The 23491-nt window shown below is 43.4% G+C and carries 21 protein-coding genes, 1 pseudogene and 1 riboswitch; of the genes and pseudogenes, 18 read left to right on the forward strand and 4 right to left on the reverse strand.

The window, feature by feature from the left end; translation table 11 throughout:
- The first annotated feature begins 2 nt into the window (after nucleotides 1-2).
- The 14 genes from IQ457_RS11205 (at nucleotide 3) to IQ457_RS11270 (ending at nucleotide 16271) form a co-directional block, all read left to right on the forward strand.
- Nucleotides 3-1238 (forward strand): NADH:ubiquinone reductase (Na(+)-transporting) subunit B, encoded by a 1236-nt coding sequence (locus IQ457_RS11205; RefSeq protein ID WP_068404388.1) that lies wholly within the window; start codon nucleotides 3-5, stop codon nucleotides 1236-1238.
- Nucleotides 1219-2151 (forward strand): Na(+)-translocating NADH-quinone reductase subunit C, encoded by a 933-nt coding sequence (locus tag IQ457_RS11210; protein WP_200663311.1) that lies wholly within the window; start codon nucleotides 1219-1221, stop codon nucleotides 2149-2151. The genes IQ457_RS11205 and IQ457_RS11210 overlap by 20 nt, the downstream gene beginning before the upstream one ends.
- A gap of 1 nt (nucleotide 2152) precedes the next feature.
- Nucleotides 2153-2824 carry an NADH:ubiquinone reductase (Na(+)-transporting) subunit D gene (locus IQ457_RS11215; RefSeq protein WP_068404384.1) on the forward strand — a complete coding sequence of 224 codons (672 nt, stop codon included), beginning with the start codon at nucleotides 2153-2155 and terminating at the stop codon, nucleotides 2822-2824.
- On the forward strand, nucleotides 2824-3432 hold the full coding sequence (nqrE, locus tag IQ457_RS11220) for an NADH:ubiquinone reductase (Na(+)-transporting) subunit E (protein WP_068404382.1): 609 nt from the start codon (nucleotides 2824-2826) through the stop codon (nucleotides 3430-3432). Before IQ457_RS11215 ends, nqrE begins: the two co-directional genes overlap by 1 nt.
- 120 nt (nucleotides 3433-3552) lie before the next feature.
- Complete coding sequence (nqrF, locus tag IQ457_RS11225) at nucleotides 3553-4788, forward strand: NADH:ubiquinone reductase (Na(+)-transporting) subunit F (protein WP_068404380.1); 1236 nt, start codon at nucleotides 3553-3555, stop codon at nucleotides 4786-4788.
- Between the two features lie 140 nt (nucleotides 4789-4928).
- A complete protein-coding gene (locus tag IQ457_RS11230; protein WP_200663313.1) occupies nucleotides 4929-5729 on the forward strand; it encodes an SDR family NAD(P)-dependent oxidoreductase in 801 nt (266 codons plus the stop codon).
- Nucleotides 5730-5939: 210 nt separating this feature from the next.
- On the forward strand, nucleotides 5940-7070 hold the full coding sequence (locus tag IQ457_RS11235) for an FAD:protein FMN transferase (protein ID WP_200663315.1): 1131 nt from the start codon (nucleotides 5940-5942) through the stop codon (nucleotides 7068-7070).
- 121 nt (nucleotides 7071-7191) lie between these two features.
- Nucleotides 7192-7437, forward strand: coding sequence for a (Na+)-NQR maturation NqrM (gene nqrM / locus IQ457_RS11240; protein WP_068404374.1), 246 nt, complete (start codon nucleotides 7192-7194; stop codon nucleotides 7435-7437).
- 374 nt (nucleotides 7438-7811) lie between these two features.
- Entirely contained in the window at nucleotides 7812-9089 is a 1278-nt protein-coding gene (locus IQ457_RS11245; protein WP_200663317.1) for an MFS transporter, read from the forward strand.
- 111 nt (nucleotides 9090-9200) lie between these two features.
- Entirely contained in the window at nucleotides 9201-10031 is an 831-nt protein-coding gene (locus tag IQ457_RS11250) for an arylesterase (protein WP_200663319.1), read from the forward strand.
- Nucleotides 10028-10726, forward strand: coding sequence for an ABC transporter ATP-binding protein (locus tag IQ457_RS11255; protein WP_193030540.1), 699 nt, complete (start codon nucleotides 10028-10030; stop codon nucleotides 10724-10726). Before IQ457_RS11250 ends, IQ457_RS11255 begins: the two co-directional genes overlap by 4 nt.
- The gene (locus IQ457_RS11260; RefSeq protein WP_242465433.1) at nucleotides 10704-13325 is read left to right on the forward strand and encodes an ABC transporter permease; all 2622 of its coding nucleotides are present in this window, start codon (nucleotides 10704-10706) and stop codon (nucleotides 13323-13325) included. Before IQ457_RS11255 ends, IQ457_RS11260 begins: the two co-directional genes overlap by 23 nt.
- A 602-nt stretch (nucleotides 13326-13927) precedes the next feature.
- Nucleotides 13928-15415, forward strand: coding sequence for a PepSY-associated TM helix domain-containing protein (locus tag IQ457_RS11265; protein WP_200663321.1), 1488 nt, complete (start codon nucleotides 13928-13930; stop codon nucleotides 15413-15415).
- A 93-nt stretch (nucleotides 15416-15508) separates the two neighbouring features.
- Nucleotides 15509-15676, forward strand: a riboswitch (yybP-ykoY riboswitch).
- 7 nt (nucleotides 15677-15683) lie between these two features.
- A complete protein-coding gene (locus tag IQ457_RS11270; protein WP_200663323.1) occupies nucleotides 15684-16271 on the forward strand; it encodes a manganese efflux pump MntP in 588 nt (195 codons plus the stop codon).
- Nucleotides 16272-16528: 257 nt separating this feature from the next.
- Here the strand turns inward: IQ457_RS11270 and IQ457_RS11275 are convergent, their stop codons facing one another.
- Nucleotides 16529-17230, reverse strand: a complete 702-nt coding sequence (locus IQ457_RS11275) for an IS1 family transposase (protein ID WP_200663325.1) — start codon at nucleotides 17228-17230, stop codon at nucleotides 16529-16531.
- A 41-nt stretch (nucleotides 17231-17271) separates the two neighbouring features.
- Entirely contained in the window at nucleotides 17272-18189 is a 918-nt protein-coding gene (locus IQ457_RS11280) for a LysR family transcriptional regulator (RefSeq protein WP_200663327.1), read from the reverse strand.
- Nucleotides 18190-18324: 135 nt separating this feature from the next.
- Here IQ457_RS11280 and IQ457_RS11285 point away from each other — a divergent pair, with 135 nt between their 5' ends.
- Nucleotides 18325-18816 (forward strand): CidA/LrgA family protein, encoded by a 492-nt coding sequence (locus IQ457_RS11285; protein WP_200663329.1) that lies wholly within the window; start codon nucleotides 18325-18327, stop codon nucleotides 18814-18816.
- Between the two features lie 9 nt (nucleotides 18817-18825).
- Nucleotides 18826-19524 carry an LrgB family protein gene (locus tag IQ457_RS11290; protein WP_200663331.1) on the forward strand — a complete coding sequence of 233 codons (699 nt, stop codon included), beginning with the start codon at nucleotides 18826-18828 and terminating at the stop codon, nucleotides 19522-19524.
- A 324-nt stretch (nucleotides 19525-19848) separates the two neighbouring features.
- On the opposite strand, the gene IQ457_RS11295 is transcribed toward IQ457_RS11290, so the two are convergent.
- A complete protein-coding gene (locus IQ457_RS11295) occupies nucleotides 19849-20739 on the reverse strand; it encodes a LysR substrate-binding domain-containing protein (RefSeq protein ID WP_200663332.1) in 891 nt (296 codons plus the stop codon).
- 147 nt (nucleotides 20740-20886) lie between these two features.
- On the opposite strand from IQ457_RS11295, the gene IQ457_RS11300 reads away from it, so the two are divergent.
- Nucleotides 20887-21750, forward strand: a complete 864-nt coding sequence (locus IQ457_RS11300; RefSeq protein ID WP_193004616.1) for a DMT family transporter — start codon at nucleotides 20887-20889, stop codon at nucleotides 21748-21750.
- A gap of 253 nt (nucleotides 21751-22003) precedes the next feature.
- On the opposite strand, the gene IQ457_RS11305 is transcribed toward IQ457_RS11300, so the two are convergent.
- Nucleotides 22004-22594 carry a recombinase family protein gene (locus IQ457_RS11305; protein ID WP_200663334.1) on the reverse strand — a complete coding sequence of 197 codons (591 nt, stop codon included), beginning with the start codon at nucleotides 22592-22594 and terminating at the stop codon, nucleotides 22004-22006.
- A 266-nt stretch (nucleotides 22595-22860) separates the two neighbouring features.
- Here IQ457_RS11305 and IQ457_RS11310 point away from each other — a divergent pair.
- A pseudogene (locus IQ457_RS11310) lies at nucleotides 22861-23187 on the forward strand (DDE-type integrase/transposase/recombinase); the annotation flags it as partial.
- Nucleotides 23188-23491 lie beyond the last annotated feature (304 nt).

A 23491-nucleotide genomic window follows, 5' to 3' on the forward strand; every position in this document is an offset into this window, starting at 1 on the left:
CGATGAAATTTTTACACAATATGTTCGATCGTATGGAGCCGTCTTTCACCAAGGGTGGCAAACACGAAAAGTACTACGCCATCTTTGAGATGTTTGATACGTTTTTACGTCAACCAGGCTCAACGACATACGCATCCTCACACGTGCGCGACGGTATCGACCTTAAGCGTATTATGATTACCGTTTGGTTATGTACCTTCCCTGCGATGTTTTGGGGTATGTACAATATCGGTCATCAAGCATTAACGGCGATTGCGCAGCTTGGCTTACAGCCTGAAGGCTGGCGTACCGTTATCACCAGTATGGCAGGCTACAATCCAGACAGTATCTGGGCAAGCTTTGTCTACGGGGCCATGCAGTTCCTCCCGATTTATATCGTCACCTTTGCGGTTGGTATTCTCTGTGAGATTATCTTTGCTGTCGTGCGCGGGCATGAAGTTAACGAAGGTTTCTTTGTGACTTCTGTGCTATTTGCGCTGTGTCTCCCACCAGATATTCCTTTATGGCAAGTTGCCTTAGGTATTATTTTTGGTGTGGTCGTAGCAAAAGAAGTCTTTGGCGGTACGGGTAAAAACTTCTTGAACCCTGCCCTATCAGGTCGTGCGTTCTTATACTTTGCTTACCCTGCTTATATGTCAGGCGACTCAGTATGGACGGCGGTTGATGGTTTCTCAGGAGCCACGCCACTTGGACTTGCCGCGCTTGGCGTCGTCCCAGAAGACTTCGTCGATGTTTATGGCAATGCCATCACGTGGACAGATGCTTTCTTAGGCAATATGCAAGGCAGTATCGGTGAAGTGTCGACGCTGGCTATCTTGCTAGGTGCAGTGGTTCTACTTTGGACGCGCATTGCCTCATGGCGCATCATGGCAGGTTGTGTGGTTGGGCTAATTGCCACATCGCTAGTCTTTAACATGGTTGGTTCTGAAGACAATATGATGATGAGCTTGCCGTTTTATTGGCACTTAGTCATTGGTGGCTTTGCCTTTGGTGCGGTGTTTATGGCAACCGACCCTGTATCAGCTGCGCACACCAATAAAGGCCGCTGGGCGTATGGTATTTTGATTGGTTTTATGACCGTACTCATTCGCGTCGTCAACCCAGCCTTCCCAGAAGGCATTATGCTTGCCATTTTATTCGCCAACTTATTTGCGCCATTATTTGATTACTTTGTGACGCAAGCCAATATCAAGCGCCAAACAGCACGGAGGGTTCGTTATGTCCAAGCCCAAAAGTAATAATGCAAAAACCATCAGCGTGGCGTTGACGCTATGCTTGGTGTGTTCTGTATTGGTCTCAGCGGCAGCTGTTGGTTTAAAACCAGCGCAAGTTGAAAACGCGCGCTTAGACCGTAACAAAAATATCTTAGTCGCCGCTGGAATGTTTGACCCGGCGTCCGATACCAATGAAGATGTGGCCGAGCGTTTTAAAGACTTTGAGGTAAAAATCGTTGACCTTAATAAAGGCGATTACCTCGATGACGACGCGCTAAAAGCCGCTGGCATTCCTGATCGCAATGCATACGATGCCAGTCAAGCAACTAAAAACAAAGCCTTGAGTGAAGATTTGGGCGGTAATGACCCTGCTGGTATCGGCCGTGTTCCTAAATATGCCAAAGTCTATGTCAAAAGTGATGACGCTGGACAACCTGAAATGGTGGTGCTGCCGATTCAAGGTTATGGTCTATGGGGTACGATTTATGGTTTCTTAACGCTTGAAAGTGACATGAATACCATCAAAGGTATCAGTTTTTATGAGCATAAAGAAACCCCAGGCCTAGGTGCTCGTATCGAAGAGCCTGAGTGGCGCGCCATGTGGAGCGGCATTCATTCTTATGATGAAAACGGCGCAGTAGCAACGGGTGTGACCAAAGCCGGTAATCCAAAAGACAACTGGGTAGATGGTATCAGTGGTGCAACCTTAACCGGTCGCGGCGTCAGTAACATGATTCAGTTTTGGCTCGGTGAGCAAGGTTATAAACCTTATCTAGATCATCTGCGTGAAGAGAGCGGTAAAACATTGGCGGATGCAGAAGTCAAAGCCAATCAAAGTCCGTATAAGAAACTGGGTCAGAACTTACATCAACAGCAGACGCATCCCGCAACCGAACTGGTCGCAGTAGTGCCAGCAGCACACGGCAAGGAGGCATAACATGGCTGATACAAAAACGATTTTAACCTCGCCTATCTTTGACAATAATCCGATTGCCCTGCAAATCTTAGGTATTTGTTCGGCGTTGGCGGTTACTACCAGTGTGGCGAATGCGCTGGTAATGAGTGTGGCTTTGACCTTGGTCACGGCATTCTCAAGCTTTTTTATCTCTATTATCCGTAAGCAAATCCCATCAAGCATTCGTATTATTGTGCAGATGACGATTATTGCGTCATTGGTTATTGTGGTTGACCAGATTTTAAAAGCGGTCGCTTATGACGTCAGTAAAGGCTTGTCGGTATTCGTTGGTTTGATTATCACCAACTGTATCGTGATGGGCCGTGCCGAAGCATTTGCCATGAGCAATCCACCCGTACCAAGCTTTTTAGACGGTATTGGTAACGGTCTTGGTTACTCGGCGGTACTGCTATTTGTCGCGAGTGTGCGTGAGATTTTGGGCGCAGGCAGTTGGTTCGGTATTACCATTTTGCAAACTGCTAACGATGGTGGTTGGTACGTACCAAATGGTCTATTACTATTGCCACCGTCAGCGTTCTTTATTATCGCTCTGTTCATTGTGATTATCCGTACTTGGAAACCTGAACAGGTCGAAGAAGCTGAATTTGTAATGAAGCCGCAATCTAAAGGCATGGCACAAGGAGGCGGTCACTAATGGGACACTATGTCAGTTTATTTATAACCTCGGTCTTTATCGAGAATATGGCGCTGGCCTACTTCTTAGGCATGTGTACCTTTTTGGCGGTATCAAAAAAGGTCTCCACCGCGATTGGTCTTGGGGTCGCTGTGGTCGTCGTGATGGCGATTACCGTACCGCTAAATAACCTTTTGTTTCAGTTCATCTTAAAAAATGGTGCGCTGGCATGGGCAGGTTTCCCTGATATCGACTTAAGCTTTTTGGGTCTACTCAGTTACATCGGTTTGATCGCCGCTGTGGTACAGATTTTAGAGATGTTCTTGGATAAGTTCGTCCCAAGTCTGTATAACGCTCTTGGGGTGTTTTTGCCACTGATTACCGTCAACTGTGCCATCTTAGGTGGCGTACTGTTTATGGTTGAGCGTGATTATAACTTTGGCGAATCGATGGTATACGGCGTCGGCGCAGGTTTTGGTTGGGCATTGGCGATTACCGCCTTGGCGGGTATCCGTGAAAAGCTAAAATACTCAGACATTCCAGCGCCGCTGCGTGGTCTTGGCATTACCTTTATCACGGTTGGTCTGATGTCACTTGGCTTTATGTCTTTCGGCGGTATGTCAATTTAAACCGCTAAGCTTAAACCCTATTTAGCACTTTGACCTATTTAATTCATTTATTCGGTAGGGGTTCAAAAAACGCAAAGACGTTTTTTCGCTCCCCTACTCCATAGATTAAGGATACCTACCATGGATTACGCTACGGCGATTGGTGGCGTTGCTATGTTTACCGTGATCATCATGGGTCTCGTTGCCATTATTTTGGCGGCGCGCTCAAGATTGGTCAGTTCAGGCGATGTTACTATCCATATCAACGATAATCCCGATAATGACGTCGTGACACCCGCGGGCGGAAAACTGCTACAAACATTGGCGAGCGAAGGTATTTTCTTATCTTCAGCCTGTGGTGGCGGTGGTACGTGTGCACAGTGTCGTTGCCGCGTTATCGAAGGGGGCGGCTCTATTCTGCCCACCGAAACTGGGTATTTTACCCAAGGCGAAATCCGTAACCACATGCGCCTTGCTTGTCAGGTTGCGGTAAAGCAAGACATGAAAATTGAGATTGACCCTGAGTTTTTTGATGTACAAAAGTGGGAATGTGAAGTTGTCTCGAATGATAACGTTGCCACCTTTATTAAAGAGTTGGTACTAAAAATTCCAGAAGGCGAGGAAGTCAATTTCCGCGCGGGCGGTTATGTACAGTTAGAAGCGCCGCCGCATGAAGTACATTACAAAGACTTTGTGATTGACGAAGAATACCGCGAAGACTGGGAAAAGTTCGACATTTTCAAATATGTGTCGAAAGTTGATGAGCCAGTAATTCGTGCTTACTCAATGGCCAACTACCCAGACGAAAAAGGCATTATCAAATTCAATATCCGTATCGCCAGTCCACCGCCACGCGGCCCTGACGGTATACCACCGGGCAAAATGTCCTCTTGGGTATTTAGCCTCGTCCCTGGCGATAAAGTGACGGTTTCTGGTCCTTATGGCGAATTCTTTGCCAAAGACACCGAAGCTGAAATGATTTTCGTTGGTGGTGGTGCAGGTATGGCGCCGATGCGCTCGCATATTTTCGATCAGCTCAAACGCTTAAATACCAAGCGTAAGATTAGCTTTTGGTATGGCGCGCGCTCGATTCGTGAGATGTTCTACGTTGAAGATTATGATCAGCTAGAAGAAGAGTTTGATAACTTTGAGTGGCATGTGGCCTTGTCTGACCCTCTCCCTGAAGACAATTGGGAAGGTCCAACCGGCTTTATCCATAACGTGCTGCTTGAAAACTATCTTAAAGACCATCCAAACCCAGAAGACTGTGAATACTACATGTGCGGGCCACCGATGATGAACGCGGCGGTAATCGACATGCTACACAGCTTGGGCGTGGAAGATGAAAACATAATGCTTGATGATTTTGGTGGTTAAGCGAGTTATTTAAATCGGTTGATAACACCTATTTATTCAACAAGTATCGTTAAGCTAAAAATATATGATAAATTAAGAGTCTCAATGGAGGCTCTTTTTTTATGCGCTAAATAAACCATTTTCAATCAGAAAGGATTCTTATGAAAACCAAAGCGAAAGATTTGACCATTTGGATTACCGGCGCGTCTAGCGGTATCGGCGAAGCATTATCACTTGCCTTTGCCAAACGTGGTGCCAGCATTATTTTAAGTGGCCGTGATAAAGCTAAATTAGAGACAGTCAAAAATCGCTGCAAAAACAGCAAAAAGCATATCGTCGTTCCCTTTGATATCGCCGATGCCGCGCAAGCAAAAGAAGCCTATGAAACAATCAAGGCTAAAACTGAAAAAGTGGATTGGTTGATTAATAATGCGGGCATCAGTCAACGCGCGCTTATCATGGAAACGACCGAGGAAGTTGAACGTAAGCTGATGGAGATAGATTATTTCGCGCAAACGCGGCTGACCAGACTGGTATTGCCCGATATGATTGCGCAAGGTGGCGGCAAAATTGTCATAGTATCGAGCGTGGCAGGTTTACTGGGTACCCAATATCGCGGCGCTTATGGTGCTGCCAAAGCCGCTATCCATATGTGGGCAAACAGCTTGCGCGCAGAATTGCATGACCAAGGCATCGAGGTCGCGACCATATTCCCAGGGTTTATTCAAACCAATATTTCTATCAATGCCTTGACTGGTGATGGTAGTGCGCAAGGGACAATGGATGACGCCACCAATAAAGGTCTTACTGCGACCGCCTTTGCCAAGCAAGTCGTCAAAGCCCTGACTAAGGGTGAAGAATATGTCATCGTTGCTGGCAGTAAAGAAAAGCTTGCCACTAGAGTCAATCGTTTATCGCCGCCGAAGCTATATAAGCTTATTCGTGAGTCACAGGTTAAATAAAAACAGGCAGGTTCAATCGTATCTTCTCGAGTCGTAGTTATTTAAGTCGTACGTTAGTCGTAAATTGGCCTTATCGGTAACAAGGGGTGTAAAATAGGCGACGCTTAGCTTGCTTAGTTATGAATTATTTATAAACCATTCTTTACTGACCACTCGGTACTAGCTAACGCCCCACTCACCCCTTTACTTTATCAAGCTGTGATGACTTATATGACAAATTTAACCGTATTTTCTGCCGCTAACAAACCCCTAAAATCCGCCTCTTTAACCATATTTGCTATCAGCTCTGTACTTACACTTAGCGCCTGCCAGCAAAAACCTGATTATAACAACCTCAGCGGCGAGACCATGGGCACCAGCTACCACATCAGTTATCAATTGCCCAAAGGCGCTGATGAAGCTGCCATACAAGCAGCAATTGATAAGCGCTTGCAAGATATCAATGACAGCATGTCGACCTATCAAGCCGACTCTACTATTTCTAAATTCAATCAATTAGGCAAAGATACGCCGATTGCTATCGACGCCGATTTTAGCCATGTATTAAAAACCTCAAAGCAAGTTTATGAGCTGTCGGGCGGTGCTTTTGACCCAACGGTAATGCCATTAATTGAAACGTGGGGCTTTGGCAGTACCATGACGGTTGAGCGCTTGCAAAGTCCGCCAACGGCGCTTGAGATTGCGCAAGCGAAAGCCTTGGTCGATTTTGACAGTGTCATTCAAAAAGGTGACAGCATTTATAAAACCAAAGACGGCGTTGGCCTTGATTTTTCGGCGGTGGCTAAAGGTTATGGCGTCGACGTCATTGCCGATGTGCTTAAGAACACTTATCAAATTCGCAACTATATGGTTGAGATTGGCGGCGAAGTGGCGACCTCGGGCGTCAGCGCGCAGCAGCAGCCGTGGCAAATCGCTATTGATGCACCCATTGAGGGCAGTACGGTAAGTACTCGGCAAGCAATGGCGGTGATTCGCCAACCGATTAATAACGGCGCTAGCATGGCGCTTGCTACCTCTGGCAACTATCGCAACTCCGTCGTTTTCGATGGTAAGCACTATAGCCATACCATTGACCCAACCACAGGTCAGCCAATTGTAGGTGGCGCGCCATCAGTAACGGTAGCTGCAAAAACGGTGGCGTTGGCGGATGCTTGGGCAACGGCTTTGACTGCCATGCCTTATGAAAAAGCGCTGGCTACGGCGAAAGAGCACAATATCGCAGCTTTATTTGTCATTTTGGCAAAGGGTGTTGCAGCAGACACGGCGACCGATAGCGTTGATGATTGGCAAGTGGTCGAAACGCCGGCGATGAAAACCTTGCGCGCCGATAAAAAGTCTTAGTATCAAACGTCTAGACTGTAACAACCTGCTAAGCACAAACGGGCGAGGCAAATTTTTGCTATACTATAAGTAAGTCATTGCTTAGATGGCTGCTTCATATTTTAAACGAGAGGTTATCTCTATGCTTAACCAATTGCTTCCCATGCTTGCTGTTACCTTTACCGTTTTTATGCTGTTTTTTATCTTTATGGGCATCGGTTATATGGTCAAAAAAAAGCCGCTTAGAGGCTCATGTGGTGGTGTGGCAAAATTGATGGGTGACGAGTTTTGCTCATTTTGTGGTAACGACCCCAATAAATGCGAATCGCTGGTTGACCAGCAGCAAGAAACCGCGCTAAAGGCTGCGCAATTAGGCAAGTCGGTATAAACCTGCTATTTGTTACCATACGCTGGTAGTATTTACCCGCCCTCTATTCTTATAATAGCGTCGAGTCCTTTGCAATTAACCTTGCAAACTAACGGTGACTGACGCTATTTTTGCTTTAGCGTTTATATAAAAGCCTTTTTATCATAAGCGCTATCAGCAAAGCCAAAACTTCACTATTCATATACTAAGTTTACCCTGATAAATGGGGTAGCAAGTTCATATGACTTGCTTTCTGCAAGTGTTTTTATACTCTATATTCTAATATGTGGTCTTGAGCGCCGTCTTATCGACGGGCTTTGGGGTTATTTATAAGTGCTGCTGCGTCAGTGCTTATAAACGACGTGTCCTTTTTTTATTTTAATAGTCGTGCAGCTATGTCTACCTCTCCTAATTTGCAATCTGATATACCGTCCCAGTCTCAACCAGATGCGCCAGCAAACCTAAAGCTGCCCTCATCGCGCTTTATTTTTTGGCTCGTGCTATGTGCTATGGTTTTATTGGCGTCCAATATGCGCGCGCCGATTGTGGCGCTGGGTTCTATTGCACCGGTGGTACAAGGGGCGCTTGATATCTCCGAAACCCAAATTGGTTGGCTTGGTGCGGTGCCGATGCTGACCTTTGCGCTTGGGGCTTTTATTTCCCCTACGATTGGGAAGCGTTTTGGGCTTGAAAATACGCTGATCACGATGATTGCATTATTAACCGCAGGTATGGTTATTCGTAGCGTCATTCCGACTTGGATTGGCTTTTTAAGCGGCACCTTACTATTGACATTGGCAATTGGCTTTGCCAATACGCTTGCCGCTCCGGTGATTAAGCAGCGCACACCGAACCATATTCCGCTGATTACCGGTTTATTTAGTCTTACCATGACCGTCTCGGCAGGGATTGTCGCAGGCGTGGTTTTGCCGTTATCTGAGCAATTTGGCTGGCAATGGGCGCTGGGTGGCTGGTCGATTTTAGGCTTGTTTGCCTTAATCATTTGGGTAGTGCTACGGCTGCGTTTGGGTTCATCAAATCATCAGCCCATCAAACCGCTTGCGGCAGGCGAGAAAGCGCCATCGCACATTTCGATGTGGCGCACGCCGTTTGCTTGGCAAATTGCAGTATTTATGGGCTTACAGTCCTTGCTTTTTTATACCGTTGCCAGTTTCTTACCGTCGATATGGCTAAGTAAAGGGTTGTCAGCGGTGAGCGCGGGGCAAATGGCTTCCGTCTTTCAATTTATGGCACCGGTCGCTATTTTAAGCTTAACGTGGCTCGTCAACCGCGGCCGTCCTATACAAGCGCTGGCCATCTTTGCTGCGTCACTAAACGTGCTCGGCGTCTTGGGTCTCACTTATCTGTCTGCCGATTATGCTTGGCTATGGTCAGGACTAATGGGCATGGGCTGCTCGGCGATTTTCACTTTAAGTATGATGCTGTTTTCGATGCGTACTTATACCGCCAATCAATCAAGCGAGCTGTCCGGCATGGCGCAAGCTATTGGTTATTTGATTGCGTTTTTTGGTCCACTTGGCACCGGTTGGTTGCACGAAGCAACGAACAACTGGGATTTACCGTTATTCATTATGCTGGTATTGATGATTATCAACGTGGGGTTTGCTTGGCTGGTTAGCCGCCCGCTAATGGTTGATGGTAAAAAGATTTAATTTTTATCTTCAATCAATTAACCTTCGGCGTCAATCAATTAACTTTTGTACCATATTGCAGCTTACCTGATTCTGCTAGACTGACTTTATTGTATTTAGGACAGCAGAATCATGATAAACATACCCTCTCGCCTACCGCAGCGTTTGCTTACGGTCGCCGCCTTGAGCCTCGCAATCGCTATTAGCGGTTGTCAACAACAGCCTGACACCAACACCGCTGACAATACTCAAAATAATAATCCGGCCGTCAATACGACAATGGCTGAACCTCAAACACCAGAATCTACGCAATCTAATGAGTCAACGAATTCAGCTGAGCAGCAAGCACCTTTAACCATCTTGGCACTGGGTGATTCGTTAACTGAAGGGCTTGGCGTTGATAATAATGCCAATTATCCCGCGCAGCTAGAAGCTCGCTTAAAAGAAATGGGCTACAAGGATGTTAAAGTAATCAATTCAGGATTAAGCGGTGAAACCAGTACTGGATTGGTCAATCGACTGGACTGGGTATTGCAAACCAAACCTGATATTACCATTTTGACCATCGGTGCCAATGATGCCATCCGTGGTATTGATGTGGCAACGGTCGAAGCCAATATTCGTACCGCTATTAAACGCCTTCAAGATGGCGGTAGCGAAGTCATTTTGGGTGGTATGCAGATTTATGACAATCTTGGCGCTGACTATGTAGAGTCGTTCGCCGCGATATACCCAAGGGTGGCGAAAGATATGAATGTGACGCTGATTCCATTCTTTTTAGACGGTGTGGGCGGTGATGCAAAATTAAACCAAGCCGATGCCATTCATCCAACAAAGGAAGGCTATACTATTATCGTCAACGACAATATTTTGCCAATTCTGCAACCTGAAATCGAAAAGCTAGAAGCAGCCCATACCGATACGGCAACGAAACCTAGCACGCCTACTGAGACTAGCCAATGATTGCTACAGCCAATAACACAGCACTACTTACCGCCTCCAAACTCAATAAAACCGTCCAAGTCGGTGACCAATCATTATCCATTATTAAAGACGTCGATATCCATGTCGATGCGGGCGAGTTTGTGGTCATCATGGGTAAATCCGGCTCGGGCAAATCGACTTTGCTCGGACTACTGGCAGCGTTAGATTATCCTGATAGTGGCTCGGTTGAGTTAGCGGGACAAACCTTAAGCAGCCTTGATGAAGATACGCTGGCGGTCATTCGTCAACGCGAGATGGGATTTGTTTTTCAGTCATTTCATCTATTACCGACATTAACTGTCAGCGAGAATATTGCCTTTCCGCTTGATATTGCCCGCCGTCCGAATAAAGCACGCGTCAACGAATTGATTGCAGCGGTTGATTTAGGGCATCGGCGTGATAGCTTGCCTAACCAATTATCAGGCGGTGAGCAGCAGCGAACGGCGGTTGCCCGCGCGTTGGTGTCGCAGCCAAAAATTGTCTTTGCCGATGAACCAACCGGTAACTTAGATGAGCAAAATGCCAGTCAAGTGATGCAGCTGTTATTAGATTTACGCCAGCAAGTTGGCTCTGCATTGGTCGTGGTCACCCACGATGCCGCACTAGCGGAGATGGCAGATCGTGTCATTACCATGCATGACGGTATGATAGATGGATCAAAAATCAATGGATAACATGGATAATGAGTCGAATGATTCGCGTGGCATCATAAGCCAACTATTTAACCGTCTGTTAATTTCAAAAAACTTGGGCGCGCAAGCCTTAAGTCGTAGCTGGTGGCAGCGCTGGATCTATCCCGTCTTATTCTTAATCACGCTAGTCCTTTCGCTTGCCACTTACCTGACTTTAGATTCTATCCAACAGTCTGTTGATACCTATATCAATGATAATCAGCGCGCGCTCGTTGGCGGCGATTTGATTTTAAACAGTAAGCAAGATTGGCCAAGCGAGGTATTAGCACAAGTAGAGACGGTCGCTGATACGCAAATTGTATATGACTATCAGTTTAGCGCCATGGTAGTGACCGATGAACAAACTTTACTTGCCAGCGTCAAAGCGGTTTCGCCGGCTTATCCATTATATGGAGACGCTGAGCTTGCCTCAGGGCAGCCTCTTTGGACACAATTAAGCGCTGCGAATGTCGTCGTCGCGCCCGGAGTATTGAACAGCTTAAACGCCAGTGTCGGTGACCAAATCACCATTGGTGATGCTGAGTTCACTATTAGCGACGTGCTGACCAAAGAGCCTGACCGTCCACTGACTGCCTTTGGTTTTGGCGGACGCGTTTTGATGCATGAGGATGCGCTCGCAGCAACTAATTTATTAGGGCAGCGTAGCCGTATTAATTACCGTATTGAGCTGGCAGGTGAGCCAGAGCAGATAACAGAACAGCGAGATAAGCTGACGCAAATACTTAGCAATTATCCTGATATTGAGCTCTCTGATGCCGAGTCAGCAGATACTTCTGTCTCGCGTATCTCTGACAACGTCTTAATGTTTTTAAAGCTGCTCGTCATTGCCGTGCTTTTATTGTCGACTGTGGCGATGTATGGCGTCATCACCGCTTTTGTGACCAAGCAGCAGTCTAGTAATGCCATTCGCTTGGCATTAGGTGAGCCGCTTAAATCCTTAAAACGCAGCTACTATCAGCTATTGATTGTTACTACTATCATCGCCTGTGTGGCCGCGGTTATCGTGAGTTTTGGCTTACTGAAAGTCGGTCAGCCGTATCTGATTGCTATCTTGCCAGCGGATGTTGGTTTAGCTATTAACCCAATTAGCGCCATTAAAACCATTATTATCGCGCTAGTGCTGACCTTGCTGATTGCTCAGCGTGGTTTAAGCACGTTAAGTAGCACCAAGCCTGCGACTTTGCTTAATCAAGGTGCAAGCACAAACTCGCAAAATCTGCCTTGGTATCGGAGTCTGCCGTTACTTTGGTATGGATTGATGCTAGTTGGTCTCTATGTGTTTTTCGCTTATGAAGTCAATTCTCTGTTACTAGGTGCGCAGCTGTTAGTAGGCTTAACTGCCTTCGTAGCGATATTTTGGCTATTGGCTCGCGGTTGGTTATGGCTGCTGACTAAGTTTGCCAAGCATTCTAATATCAGCTGGATGCAGCGTATTGCTATCCATAACCTTGCCCGTAAAGGCAATCAGTCAGCATTATTTTTTGTCACTTTATCGCTGTCAGTGGCGGTTTTAACTTTGATTACCACGCTCAATCATAGTATCAATGCCCAGTTTATTAATGCCTATCCTGAAGATGCGCCCAATTTATTTTTACTCGATATTCAAAGCGACCAGCATGACGAGATTAATAATATTATTGCTGCCCCTGTCAGCTATTATCCTGTCATTCGTGCGCGTGTCGTCACGGCTAATAATATACCCGTACAAGATATCGAGCCTGCTGACGGCTTTGATGACCCGGCGCGGGTCTTTAATTTGAGCTACGCCGATACGGTGATGGACACTGAATTCATCACTGATGCGGTAGAAAACGACAAGCTTTATGCCCCTATTAAGACTTCAGATAACGACCCAGCACAAACCGTTGCGCCCTTATCGATTTTGGATACGGCAGCCAGCTTGCTAAACGTCGGTATGGGTGATCAGGTGCGCTTTAATATCCAAGGGATTGAGATTATCGGGCAAATCACCAGTATCCGCTCGCGCTATGAGAAAGGACCCAGTCCCTATTTTTACTTTTTATTTGAGCCTGAAGTGTTAGCAGCTGCGCCGCAAATCCAATTTGCCACCGCCCATGTCGCCGCAGAAGATATTCCAAAGCTCCAAGGTCAGTTAGTACGCGAGTTTCCTGCGGTAACGACCATCGACGGCACAGCAATCGCGCAGCAAGTCCAAGAATTGGTCGTACAAATGAGCCGCTTGGTTTACGTCTTCACCTTACTGGCATTGTTAACAGGCATCATGGTTTTGATTAGCTCGCTACTCTCTACCTCGCAAGACCGCATGAAAGACAGCGCCTCATTTAGGCTGCTCGGTATGCAAAAGCGCGACCTCTATATGCTCAATATCTTAGAGCTTAACATACTTGGGATTAGTGCCGCTTTATTTGCGGTTATTATCGCTAATATCGGTGCTTGGGCCGCTATTACCCAATGGTTTAATCTGCGCTTTAGTGTGCCGTGGACAAGTTTGGCTATTGGCGGTGTGGCATTAGTCGTATTGCTGTTTGCCATTGCCATTATTTATGTGAGGTTGGTGATTGGGCGCGGGATTATGGCGCGGGTTCGGGCGATGATTTAGGGGTGAAAAAATTTCTAGCATTGCAAAGTCCCTAAACAGGGTCTTTTTGATTCGATATTATTTGCAAGTCTAAGTTTGAAGATAAATTAAACAAAGCACTGTTTCGGTATAACATAAGAGAGAATTTCTTAATTCTTGAGCCTTTCCCAAACTTTGTGTAACTACCATATAGTATAAGTAGTTAAACACTTTTAGGAAGGTCTCACACCGAACCAATCAGGCGCTTCCACTGGTTCAGTACCCTAGTAAGGACTTGGATATTAACCTGTAGCCTAGATTATTTGGATAGATATAGTCTCTAAGAGTGGAACAGTGTACATCTAAGTTTACTAGCTAACTCCGGTTCAATGATTTTTAACCATGCTATCTAGGGTCAACATACTATTACTCCTTATGCCCTCTAGCATCTGCAATATACCGAAATTAATATCACTGGTGAAAAAAGCATCTGGTATTATATCGCACCATCAAAAAACCATTATGTTCTGAATATTTTCACTTCAGAATATAAACCACAAAGTCAGCACAAGCGAACAAGACATTCACTGTCCACTTTATTGCCAAGCTAGCTAGAAAGTATAAAGCTATTGGAATCTCTATTTATGAATAAAGAAACAAGCAATCAGCACTATTTTACCGTGTGGCGATGGCATTTTTATGCAGGAATATTTGTTGTCCCTTTTTTAATTATTTTATCTTGTACCGCACTTGGTATGTTGGTTATGTCTAACACAGTGGGACGAGACAATGACCGTTTAAGCATTACTGTTCCCGAATCAGCAATGCAAGCGCCCATCGCTACCCAAGCTAAAAACGCGCTCAATACCTTACCCAATAGTACCCTCGTTAAATATATCGCCCCTCGTGATACGGATAAGGTAGCTCTGTTTCAGGTAACATCAGAAGACCATGACAATATGGTAGCCGTCAATCCTTATACTGCAGATATCGTCAACAGTACACCCAGCAATAGCAATCTGTATTATACCTTTGACAGTATTCATGGTGATTTGCTGCTGGGTAAAGTCGGTGATTATGTTCAAGAAACGACTGCTTCATTAACAATTCTAATGATATTAACTGGCTGGTATTTGTGGTGGCATAAGCGTAAATCTGTCAAAGCAATGTTAATTCCTGATGATACTAATCTGAAGAAAAAGCGTTCCTTTTTCCGGACGATTCACGCGACATTAGGCAGTTGGATATCTGTTTTGCTACTGTTTTTCTGCATTTCAGGCATGGCTTGGGCAGGCATTTGGGGTGAGCGCATTGTACAGTCGTGGAGTCACTTCCCTGCGGGTAAATGGGGCGTCGCGCCAATGCCACTGTCGATTGACCACAGTCAGCATCATGCTGATATGCATATGGATAACGCCGATGCCGCGCCGCACGTTCATGGCGCAACAGCAGCCATAGCTCACACACATGGTAGCGTATTAAATTCAGGAAAGACTAAAGACGTGCCTTGGGTACTAGAGTTAACACCAATGCCAGAATCAGGTACGACTATGGGTAAAAACGGTATTGCGCCCAATATACCCATTATGATTGATACCGTAGATCGATTTGCTCGTGAGCTTGGTTTTGTAGGGCGTTATCAGTTGAATCTACCGCAAGGGGAGACAGGCGTATGGACGATTAGCCAAGATTCAATGAGCTACGATATGAAAAGCCCAACGGCTGATCGCACCGTGCATATTGACCGCTATTCGGGCAAGGTTTTGGCTGATATACGGTTCGATGATTACAATGCGTTTGGTAAATTTATGGCAGCGGGTGCTGCCATACACATGGGGACGCTGGGGTGGTGGAGTGTATTAGCCAACGTTTTATTCTGCCTCTCTGTTATTGCCATTTGTGTGAGTGGTTATGTGATGTGGTGGCAACGCCGTCCTCGTCAAACTAACGACATGACTGGACTCAATCCACCAGCTCGTAGTCAGCGTTTTACTATAGGGTGGACGCTTGCCATTCCGTTACTTATTGTCGCTATCATATTCCCAACGGCAATCATTGCTATTGTTGTCATCGCTTTATTAGATTTTTTATTGATATCGCGTGTTAAATTTTTACGCAAGCTACTGAAGTAAGTATCTTTAATAGATTCTACTGTTATAGGCTATAGCCTCAAAGAGGCCTGACTAGATACTTTCTTATTGACTTGTAACATAGACATGTTAATGTGAGCGTTCTTTGGGGAGTAGCCTGCTTTCGTTCTGCGAAAGAGTTCGTATCAACATGCTTGGCCATATGCCATGGTACGAACACCTCTCGGTTGGCGAGACCATCGATATATCCACACTGCAGGTCGAGAGTGTGCGTATGTCGTTGACTCTATACTCGGCCTGAGAACATCACATGAATCCTATTGCACTTTCATTACTTGCTTTTTCTATGTCTACTGATGCCTTTTCTGTGGCGATTGGTAAAGGCGCAAGTCTTAAAAACCCCCGTTTTACCGAAGCGTTAAGAATGGGTGTCATCTTTGGCTCTATTGAAGCGATTACCCCTATCATTGGCTGGTTAATTGGCCGTTCTGCTACCTCTTTTATCGATGCCTCTTTTATCGATGCCTCTTTTATTGAAGCATGGGACCATTGGGTCGCATTCGTCATTCTATTAGGCTTAGGGCTGCACATGCTGTATGCAGGACTAAAACCGGATAATGAAGAACAAGAAGCCCCCTCAAGACATTCGTTTCTCAAACTTGCTGTTGCTGCTTTTGGTACTAGTATCGATGCGATGGCTGTCGGTATTAGTCTTGCATTTATAGAAGTTAATATTCTACTAGCAGCAAGCTTGATTGGGTTGGCGACGGCCACCATGGTCACGTTTGGCGTGATGCTTGGAAAAGTACTGGGATCACTCATCGGCCATAAAGCGGAAATGTTCGGCGGCTTAATGCTAATTGCCATCGGTGGGTGGATTCTATTCAGCCATTTTTAATTGCAAAAGCCTATATGTGACCTGATAATTTAGTCCTCTTTATTATTTTCTTATCAGCTGCATCCAACAAGTCAGCCGTATGGTCAGCGACTGGCTCAAGGAAATCTCTTTTACTACGTATCCATGTTAAAAGTGGCATATTTACCCCATCCAATTTGAACTCATTATATCCACTCAATACACCCTTTGATCTTTATTTAAAGGTAAAACAACATCATATAAAAATCGTTGGTGGTGTTCTAAAAAGTATGCTGGCATCAGACATAGCCATAATTAACATAGAAGAATACCAAATCAAACACCTTAAAGTGGTTATCAAACTTCTTTGAGAAGCAACAGGTCTTTCTAACCGCTCGTCGCAATCGGTGTCTAAGGCGACAGTTATTACCTTCTATGCCTACCGTATGCTGCTTGCCGATTTGTTTCTTGTCAGGCTTGAATGCGGTTATAAAGCTATCCCAGTTATCCATGCTAATAGAACCATAGCTGACTTTCAGTTGTTTAAGACGGGCTCTTAGCTTCTTAGCTGTTTTCAGGTCACGTTTGCCCCAAACATAAGCAACAATCTCATTGGTAGCGCGGTCATAAGCATAAATAAGCCAAACTTTACGCTTTTTGCGATACACGTAAGTCCAGAACTCATCAACCTCTAAGCGTTCATAATAGCGCTTTTTAGGTGTAATCTTATAGACCGATGAGCCTATGGTGCTAAGGGCTTTACCAATACTAATAGAGGCTATAACGGCTATGTCTCTGACGCCGCAACCTCTAACCGTCATTAGCCGTATGATGTCTTCTATTTTAGAGTGACAGCCATGATAAGTTAAGGCATGGTCGCCAATGAATTGACGTTTGCAGTTCTTACACTGGTAGTTCTGCTTGCCATAGCTTTTTATACCATGTATCGAAAAACTGGAGCTGTGACAGTCGGGGCATATGATATCTATTTGTGTCTTCATAACCTCAAATATATCATCTTGCTTTGGCTGTCACCCTCCTTTCATCTCCTCAGCATACTTTCTGACACACCATCATTTTTTCTTATGTTATCAAGCCAAGCTTGCATACTTGGTGTAAGCAAGCGATGACGGCGCCAAGCCATGACAAGCTCCCATTTTAACTGAGGTTGGGTTAGTGGCAAGCAGACTAATCCTGTTAAATCCAACTTTTGAGTATAATATTGAGGCAAAAGAGTCACGCCCATATCCTGTTTTACCATGTCAAGAAGCAAGTGCCACTGATTGGTTTGGCAAATAATATTAGGTTCAAAACCTAGTGATTGACAGTTTTCTATAATCATCGGAGTAAATGATGAATTGGAGGTAAATAAAATTAGGGGTGCATTTGATAGTGACTTAAGTGTTACCTTGGTTTTTTGCTTACCCATACGGTTTTTATTTGCTACGACCACCACTGGATAGCAACATATCGACAAGTAGTCAAAATCATCGTCAATCGGCTTCATCAATGTTGCCACATCAAGTTGCCCCTCTAGAAGGGCCTGCTTAAGTGACTCAGCACCATCTTCGATAAGTGAAGTTTCTATACTAGGATGCATTTGGTAAAAGTTAAAAATAGCTTTGCTTAGTATTTCACTGCCTAACGGTGAAATCCCCAGACGCAACTTACCACCTATTAATTGCTGATAATCTACTACTGTTTGTTCAAGATTATCTGCCTTTTGTAAGATATCCACTGCTTGAATATAGAGGTGTTCGCCAATTTCCGTTAAATTAACTAGCCGCTTTTTTCTATGAGTCAAAGGCTTATCAAACAGAGCTACGCCTAAATATTCTTCAAGATTACTGATAGATTTGGTAACGGTGGGTTGGGTTAAATTGAGTTGAATACTGGCTTGAAGAAACCCACCTGTTTTTACGACTGTCACAAAGCAGCGTAATTGTTTCAAAGTTATCATGAATAATAAACCATGGTTAGGAAGGATAATGAAATTTATTATAGAAATTAGGAATAAAAATAAAAATATAATTCATAATTTATGACTGTAGCGTTCTTATAATAAGTGGTCTCTAATTAACAAACAACAACTATTATGCGTAATCTTAATATTCGCTTACTCCTCTGTTTTGTAGCTGAAAACAAACTTACACTTCAACAGTTCTATCGCCAATCATGGCTTCATGTGCTTATGCAATGCGCTATTATCGCAGCTGTCTGGTATTGTGCTGAGAGATTGGTTGAATTATTGCATTTACCCGTATCCTCAGGCGTATTAGGAGTGTTTTTAATGCTGGTATTATTAATGAGTGGTGCTATTAAGGTTAACTGGATCAGACTGGGGGCAAAATTTGTTTTGGGTGAATTAGTATTAATGTTTATCCCGCTTATGATGTCAATACTTCAATACAAGGCGCTATTTATCAGTAAGGGCTGGCAATTAATGCTGACGATTATCTTAAGTACCGCGATGGTGATGTTAAGCTCAGCATTAACTTTTATTATGGTGCACCGTTTGCAACGTAGATTGTATCGACATCAGATTCATAAAGCCCAATTAAACCTAAAAAATGATGATAATGCGTGAGGATTTGCGATGAATGTCTGGTCAATCCTTTGTCTCATTTGGACATTAGCTGCTTATTATATGGCTAAAGTAATCTATGTGCGCTATCGAAAATCTTGGCTAACCCCTGCTCTTACGGTTCCAGTAATAACGCTTTCATTAATGATTATTTTTAATATCTCTTATGATACATATTGGAAGGATACAGCTTGGATTGTGCAGTTACTTGCCCCCGCAACGGTTGCGTTTGCTATACCTATTTATGAGTATCGTCGTTTAATACGTCAACATGCTTTGGCTTTGACCGCTTCTATAACTGTTGGGATGGTGGTGGGAGTCTTAAGCATATATATATTTGCTGGCTTGTTCCATTTTGATAAGACCTTGACCTATAGCTTGATGGCCCGTTCAATATCGACACCATTTGCGTTAGACTTATCTGAAAAAATTCACGGATCTTCCTCTTTAGTTTCATTGTTTACTTTGATTACAGGGATGGTGGGAATGATTTTAGGGGATATGATCTTGACTTTTTTTCGTATTCGCTCCCATCTTGCAAATGGAATCGCATTTGGTAATGCATCACACGGTTTTGGTACAGCCCGGGCAAGTCAGCGCAATGAGGACGAGGGCGTTATAGCAAGTTTAACAATGATTTTAGCGGGATTGTTTATGGTATTCTTAGGTCCTTCATTAATACATGGCGTAATGTTATTCGGGCAAGTTTAAGCAAATATATATAGAGACCCTAATCTATATTAAGAATAGATATGATAACAGCCATTATCACTAACAGATAAACAATAAAAAAACGTATAAATTTCCGTTTTTATTCTAAAGTTAATTCGACTTTAACTAAATGTAATGAGCTTTATTTCTTTTAAACTTCAACCTATTAACTTATATTATTTGAATATCAGATAAAATGAATGACTATTTTTTGAGGATACGAGTGTTTATGAGTTATTGAATCGGGATTTTCTAAATCATCATTTTAAACCCCTTAACAAATCATTATTTTTCTTGTAACAACAAATAAGATAGAGGATTTCTTTACTCACACTGAGATTCTAACCATTTAGATAGTTTAATAATATCATCCTGATTATTCTTTAATTCCTTGTAAACGAAGTAAAACTTATCCCCTGTTAGTAGTTCATGCATTGGGATTCTAACGAGTTTCTGCTTATAAGATTTATCTAGCATCATATAGTTGTTAACGAGGGTAACTCCCAGATTGTACCGTGCGGCTTCTATCGCTAGTAGTACATGACTAAAATAATTTATCTTTATATCGCTTGGCAATTCAAATCCGCCTGCCTTACACCACCGCAGCCAATCCTCCGCTGTATTCTCACTTATATCTGTATACCTCACGGATAATATTGGATGCCGCCACAATGCATCAGGAAGGGGTTTATCTCTTATTTTCTCCCAAAGCTTTTGACCACACACAGGATATAAAGTTTCAGAAAATAAAAACTTACTGATGAAAGCATGTGGAGGGGGATTGACGGTGATATAACAATCGGCCCTTTGCTCATTATGATCAGAGGGATGATTGACCATATCTAAAGTGAGTTCTATTTCTGGATACTGTTTATAGAAGTCTTCTAGTCGAGGAATCAACCAATTCACTGCGACTGAACTGTACAGAGCTAAGCGTATATGCCCAGGTTTTCCATGCTTAATAATCTGACTACTATCTGAAAGAAGACCCAATGCGCCACTCACATCTGTGAAATAACGCTCACCAACCTCTGTCAACGAAAAGGTCCGGCCTTGCCTATAAAACATTGCTTCCCCAAGATACCTCTCAAGGATGCGTATTTGGTGACTCACGGCACTTTGTGTCACATTGAGGCTCTCTGCTGCTTTTGAAAAGCTGTTAAGCCGTGCAACGGATTCGAAGCATTGTATGGCACGCAATGGGGGCAAATCCATTATTACCTCAGCTAATACTAAATATGTTTTATATCATTATACATCATACCGTTACTTGAATATACTGCCTGACAGATCGTTAAATCAGCTTGAACCCGTTGGGGTTTTAACAGTTTCTGTATTTAGAGTAAGGCGGGGAGGATAAGAATGCCAAAGATGAGTGTTGCATTTGCCATGACGCTATTGGTACTAGGAAATATCATTGCGGTCTTCTCAGACGCCTTGATAAAGGCCTTGCCCTCTGAGACGGCGGTATATCAATTTATCCTGTTTCGTCAATGCACAGCGGTTTTAATGCTGTTGCCATTTTGCTTAATTAATAAAAAGAATAAGTTATTCAGTAATATAAAATGGCACTTTGTTCGTAGTCACGTGTGGTTATTGGGTGTGATATTCATGGTACTGTCTCTTCAAGCACTGCCTCTTGCGACTGCGAATGCTATTTTTTATGCTGCCCCTTTATTTGTATTACCACTGGGTTTTTTATTTTATAAAGACAGATTAAACTTTCCGACTATCGCAGCCTCTATATTAGGTTTTGCTGGTATCCTGGTTATTGTACAACCGAAACAGATCAATTTAGGGGCGGTGTTTGCCCTTATAGTGGCGGTAACCATGGCGCTAAACAATCTGTTAGTTCGTAAACTTCCACAACATCATACTGTCTATCAAACGCTACTTTTGACCAATTTATTAGGAATCCCATTCGCGCTTGGTTTGGCTATTTGGGAAGGACAGCCATTTGATTGGCGCTCATTGATTACGGCCGCCAGTTCAAATGTATTCATTTTGATTTATGCAGGTATATGCGTACAGGTGTATCGACACATTGAAGCTTACAAAGTCTCTAGTGCGGAATACTCAGGTTTAATAGGAGCGGTGGTGGTTGGAATCATATGGTTTAATGAAGTACCAAATATGACTTTGTTAGTAGGGTCTGCGCTGATTATCCTACCTTTGATATGGCTAGCTACTCTCGAATCTATGAGGTTTAGACAAAAAACTGGGTAGGATAATAGCTTTTAAAACCTAATCAAGCTGATGTGCCATAAATAATAAGAAATAATAAAAGTTATGAATCAGACTAAAATGTTATTTAACGTTTATATCGGTTCATGCTTGACGAAACTGTAGATTACTTGTTAAACACTATAATAAGTCGGTTGCATGATTAGAAACTTCCAAGTTGGTTCTTATGTATCTAATAGTATCGTGTCTATAAAAAAGACAAACTGTTATTTAAAATACCTCAACTATTCAGCTGTTAGCCCTGCTTTAACACCCGATAGACCGTAGCCACCCCAACACCAACCGCCTTAGCAATCTCCTCTTTCGTCATATTGTTTTGACTGGCCAACTCTCTAATACGATTATGTTTCACTGTATTGGCTTTCTTACCTGTGGGCTTATAACCACTATTCGCTAACCCCTGCTTAATACGCTCTCTACGCTTATCGTTATCAAGCTTTGCCATCGTTGCTAACAAGTCGATCAGCATATGGTTAATCACTGTTAGGATCTCACCTGTCATGCCCTTACTTACCGTATGCGTAGTTGGTAGATCAGCTACCACCAATCGTAAGCCCTTGTCTTTGATGCGCTGCTTTAGAATTGCAAAATCATCTTGAGATAGCCTGCTTAATCTGTCCACGCTTTCAACCAGCAGAATATCGCCTTGATCAGCGTCCTTTAATAGCTTAGCTAATACTGGCCTATCGAGCTTTGTACCACTGAAATGCTCAACGTACTCAACATGGTTATCGTTATAGCTTTGGCTAAAGCTAATCAAGTCAGACAAGGCTCTCTTAGCGTCTTGATCCTTAGTGCTGGCTCTCACATAAATACGAACGGTCATAACGCCACCTATATTATTTAGACTTAATAATCAATGTTCATTGATAATAATAAGATATTACTATCATTTAACATTAATAACAAGTCTAATGATAGATAGGTTATCGTTTAGAGGTTTTATTTTTTAGGTATAGGCTAATGATAGGAAAAAAGCACAGCAGCCAGTCTTATAATTCAAAAGTCTGTTATAGATGGTTCCATGCTAACAGTCTGCTTTAAGTAGTCTGTTAATAGGTTTGAAAGGTAAAATAACTGGTTTCCTTGGGGTATACTGCGTTTATTAGAGATGTGTTTGTCCGTAGTATTGTTGGCTGGAAGGTGTCTAATCGTATGAACATCGATATGGTGATGGCAGCGTTAAATCAAGCCATTGCAGACAGAAACAACCCAAAAGACGTTATTCATCGTAGTGATAGAGGCGTTCAGTATTTATCTATTCGTTATACTGATAAGATGGCTGATTCTGGCGTTATTACCTTTGTTGGAACGCGGGTAATTCATATGATAATGCATAGTACGATTGGTTATGTATCACCTTTTGAGTTTGAAAAGCAATATTATGATAGTCTTAATGAGTCAGGCAAAGTTGCCTGACTCAAATAAAACGCTCTCCGATATAGTCGGGGCGGTTCAGATAGCCAACTGGTTTAATATTATTCCGGTATATATGGGGTTAAAAAACGCACTAAGGCAGTGATTATTAAGAGTATTAGAAGAAGGTGTTGATATTTTATAAATCGTTCTGGGATAAATAAACACAGCACAGATACTATAAAAATTCCTATAATTTCAATCAAATTAGATAGACTTTGAGAGCCAAATCCTAGCCCAGTTAATACGACCCACAAAAATGATGGTAAGAATACTAGGGCGTGTCCCTAATTGGCAAACAAGTATA

The sequence above is a fragment of the Psychrobacter sp. M9-54-1 genome, assembly GCF_016613355.1.
Lineage (GTDB): Bacteria > Pseudomonadota > Gammaproteobacteria > Pseudomonadales > Moraxellaceae > Psychrobacter > Psychrobacter faecalis.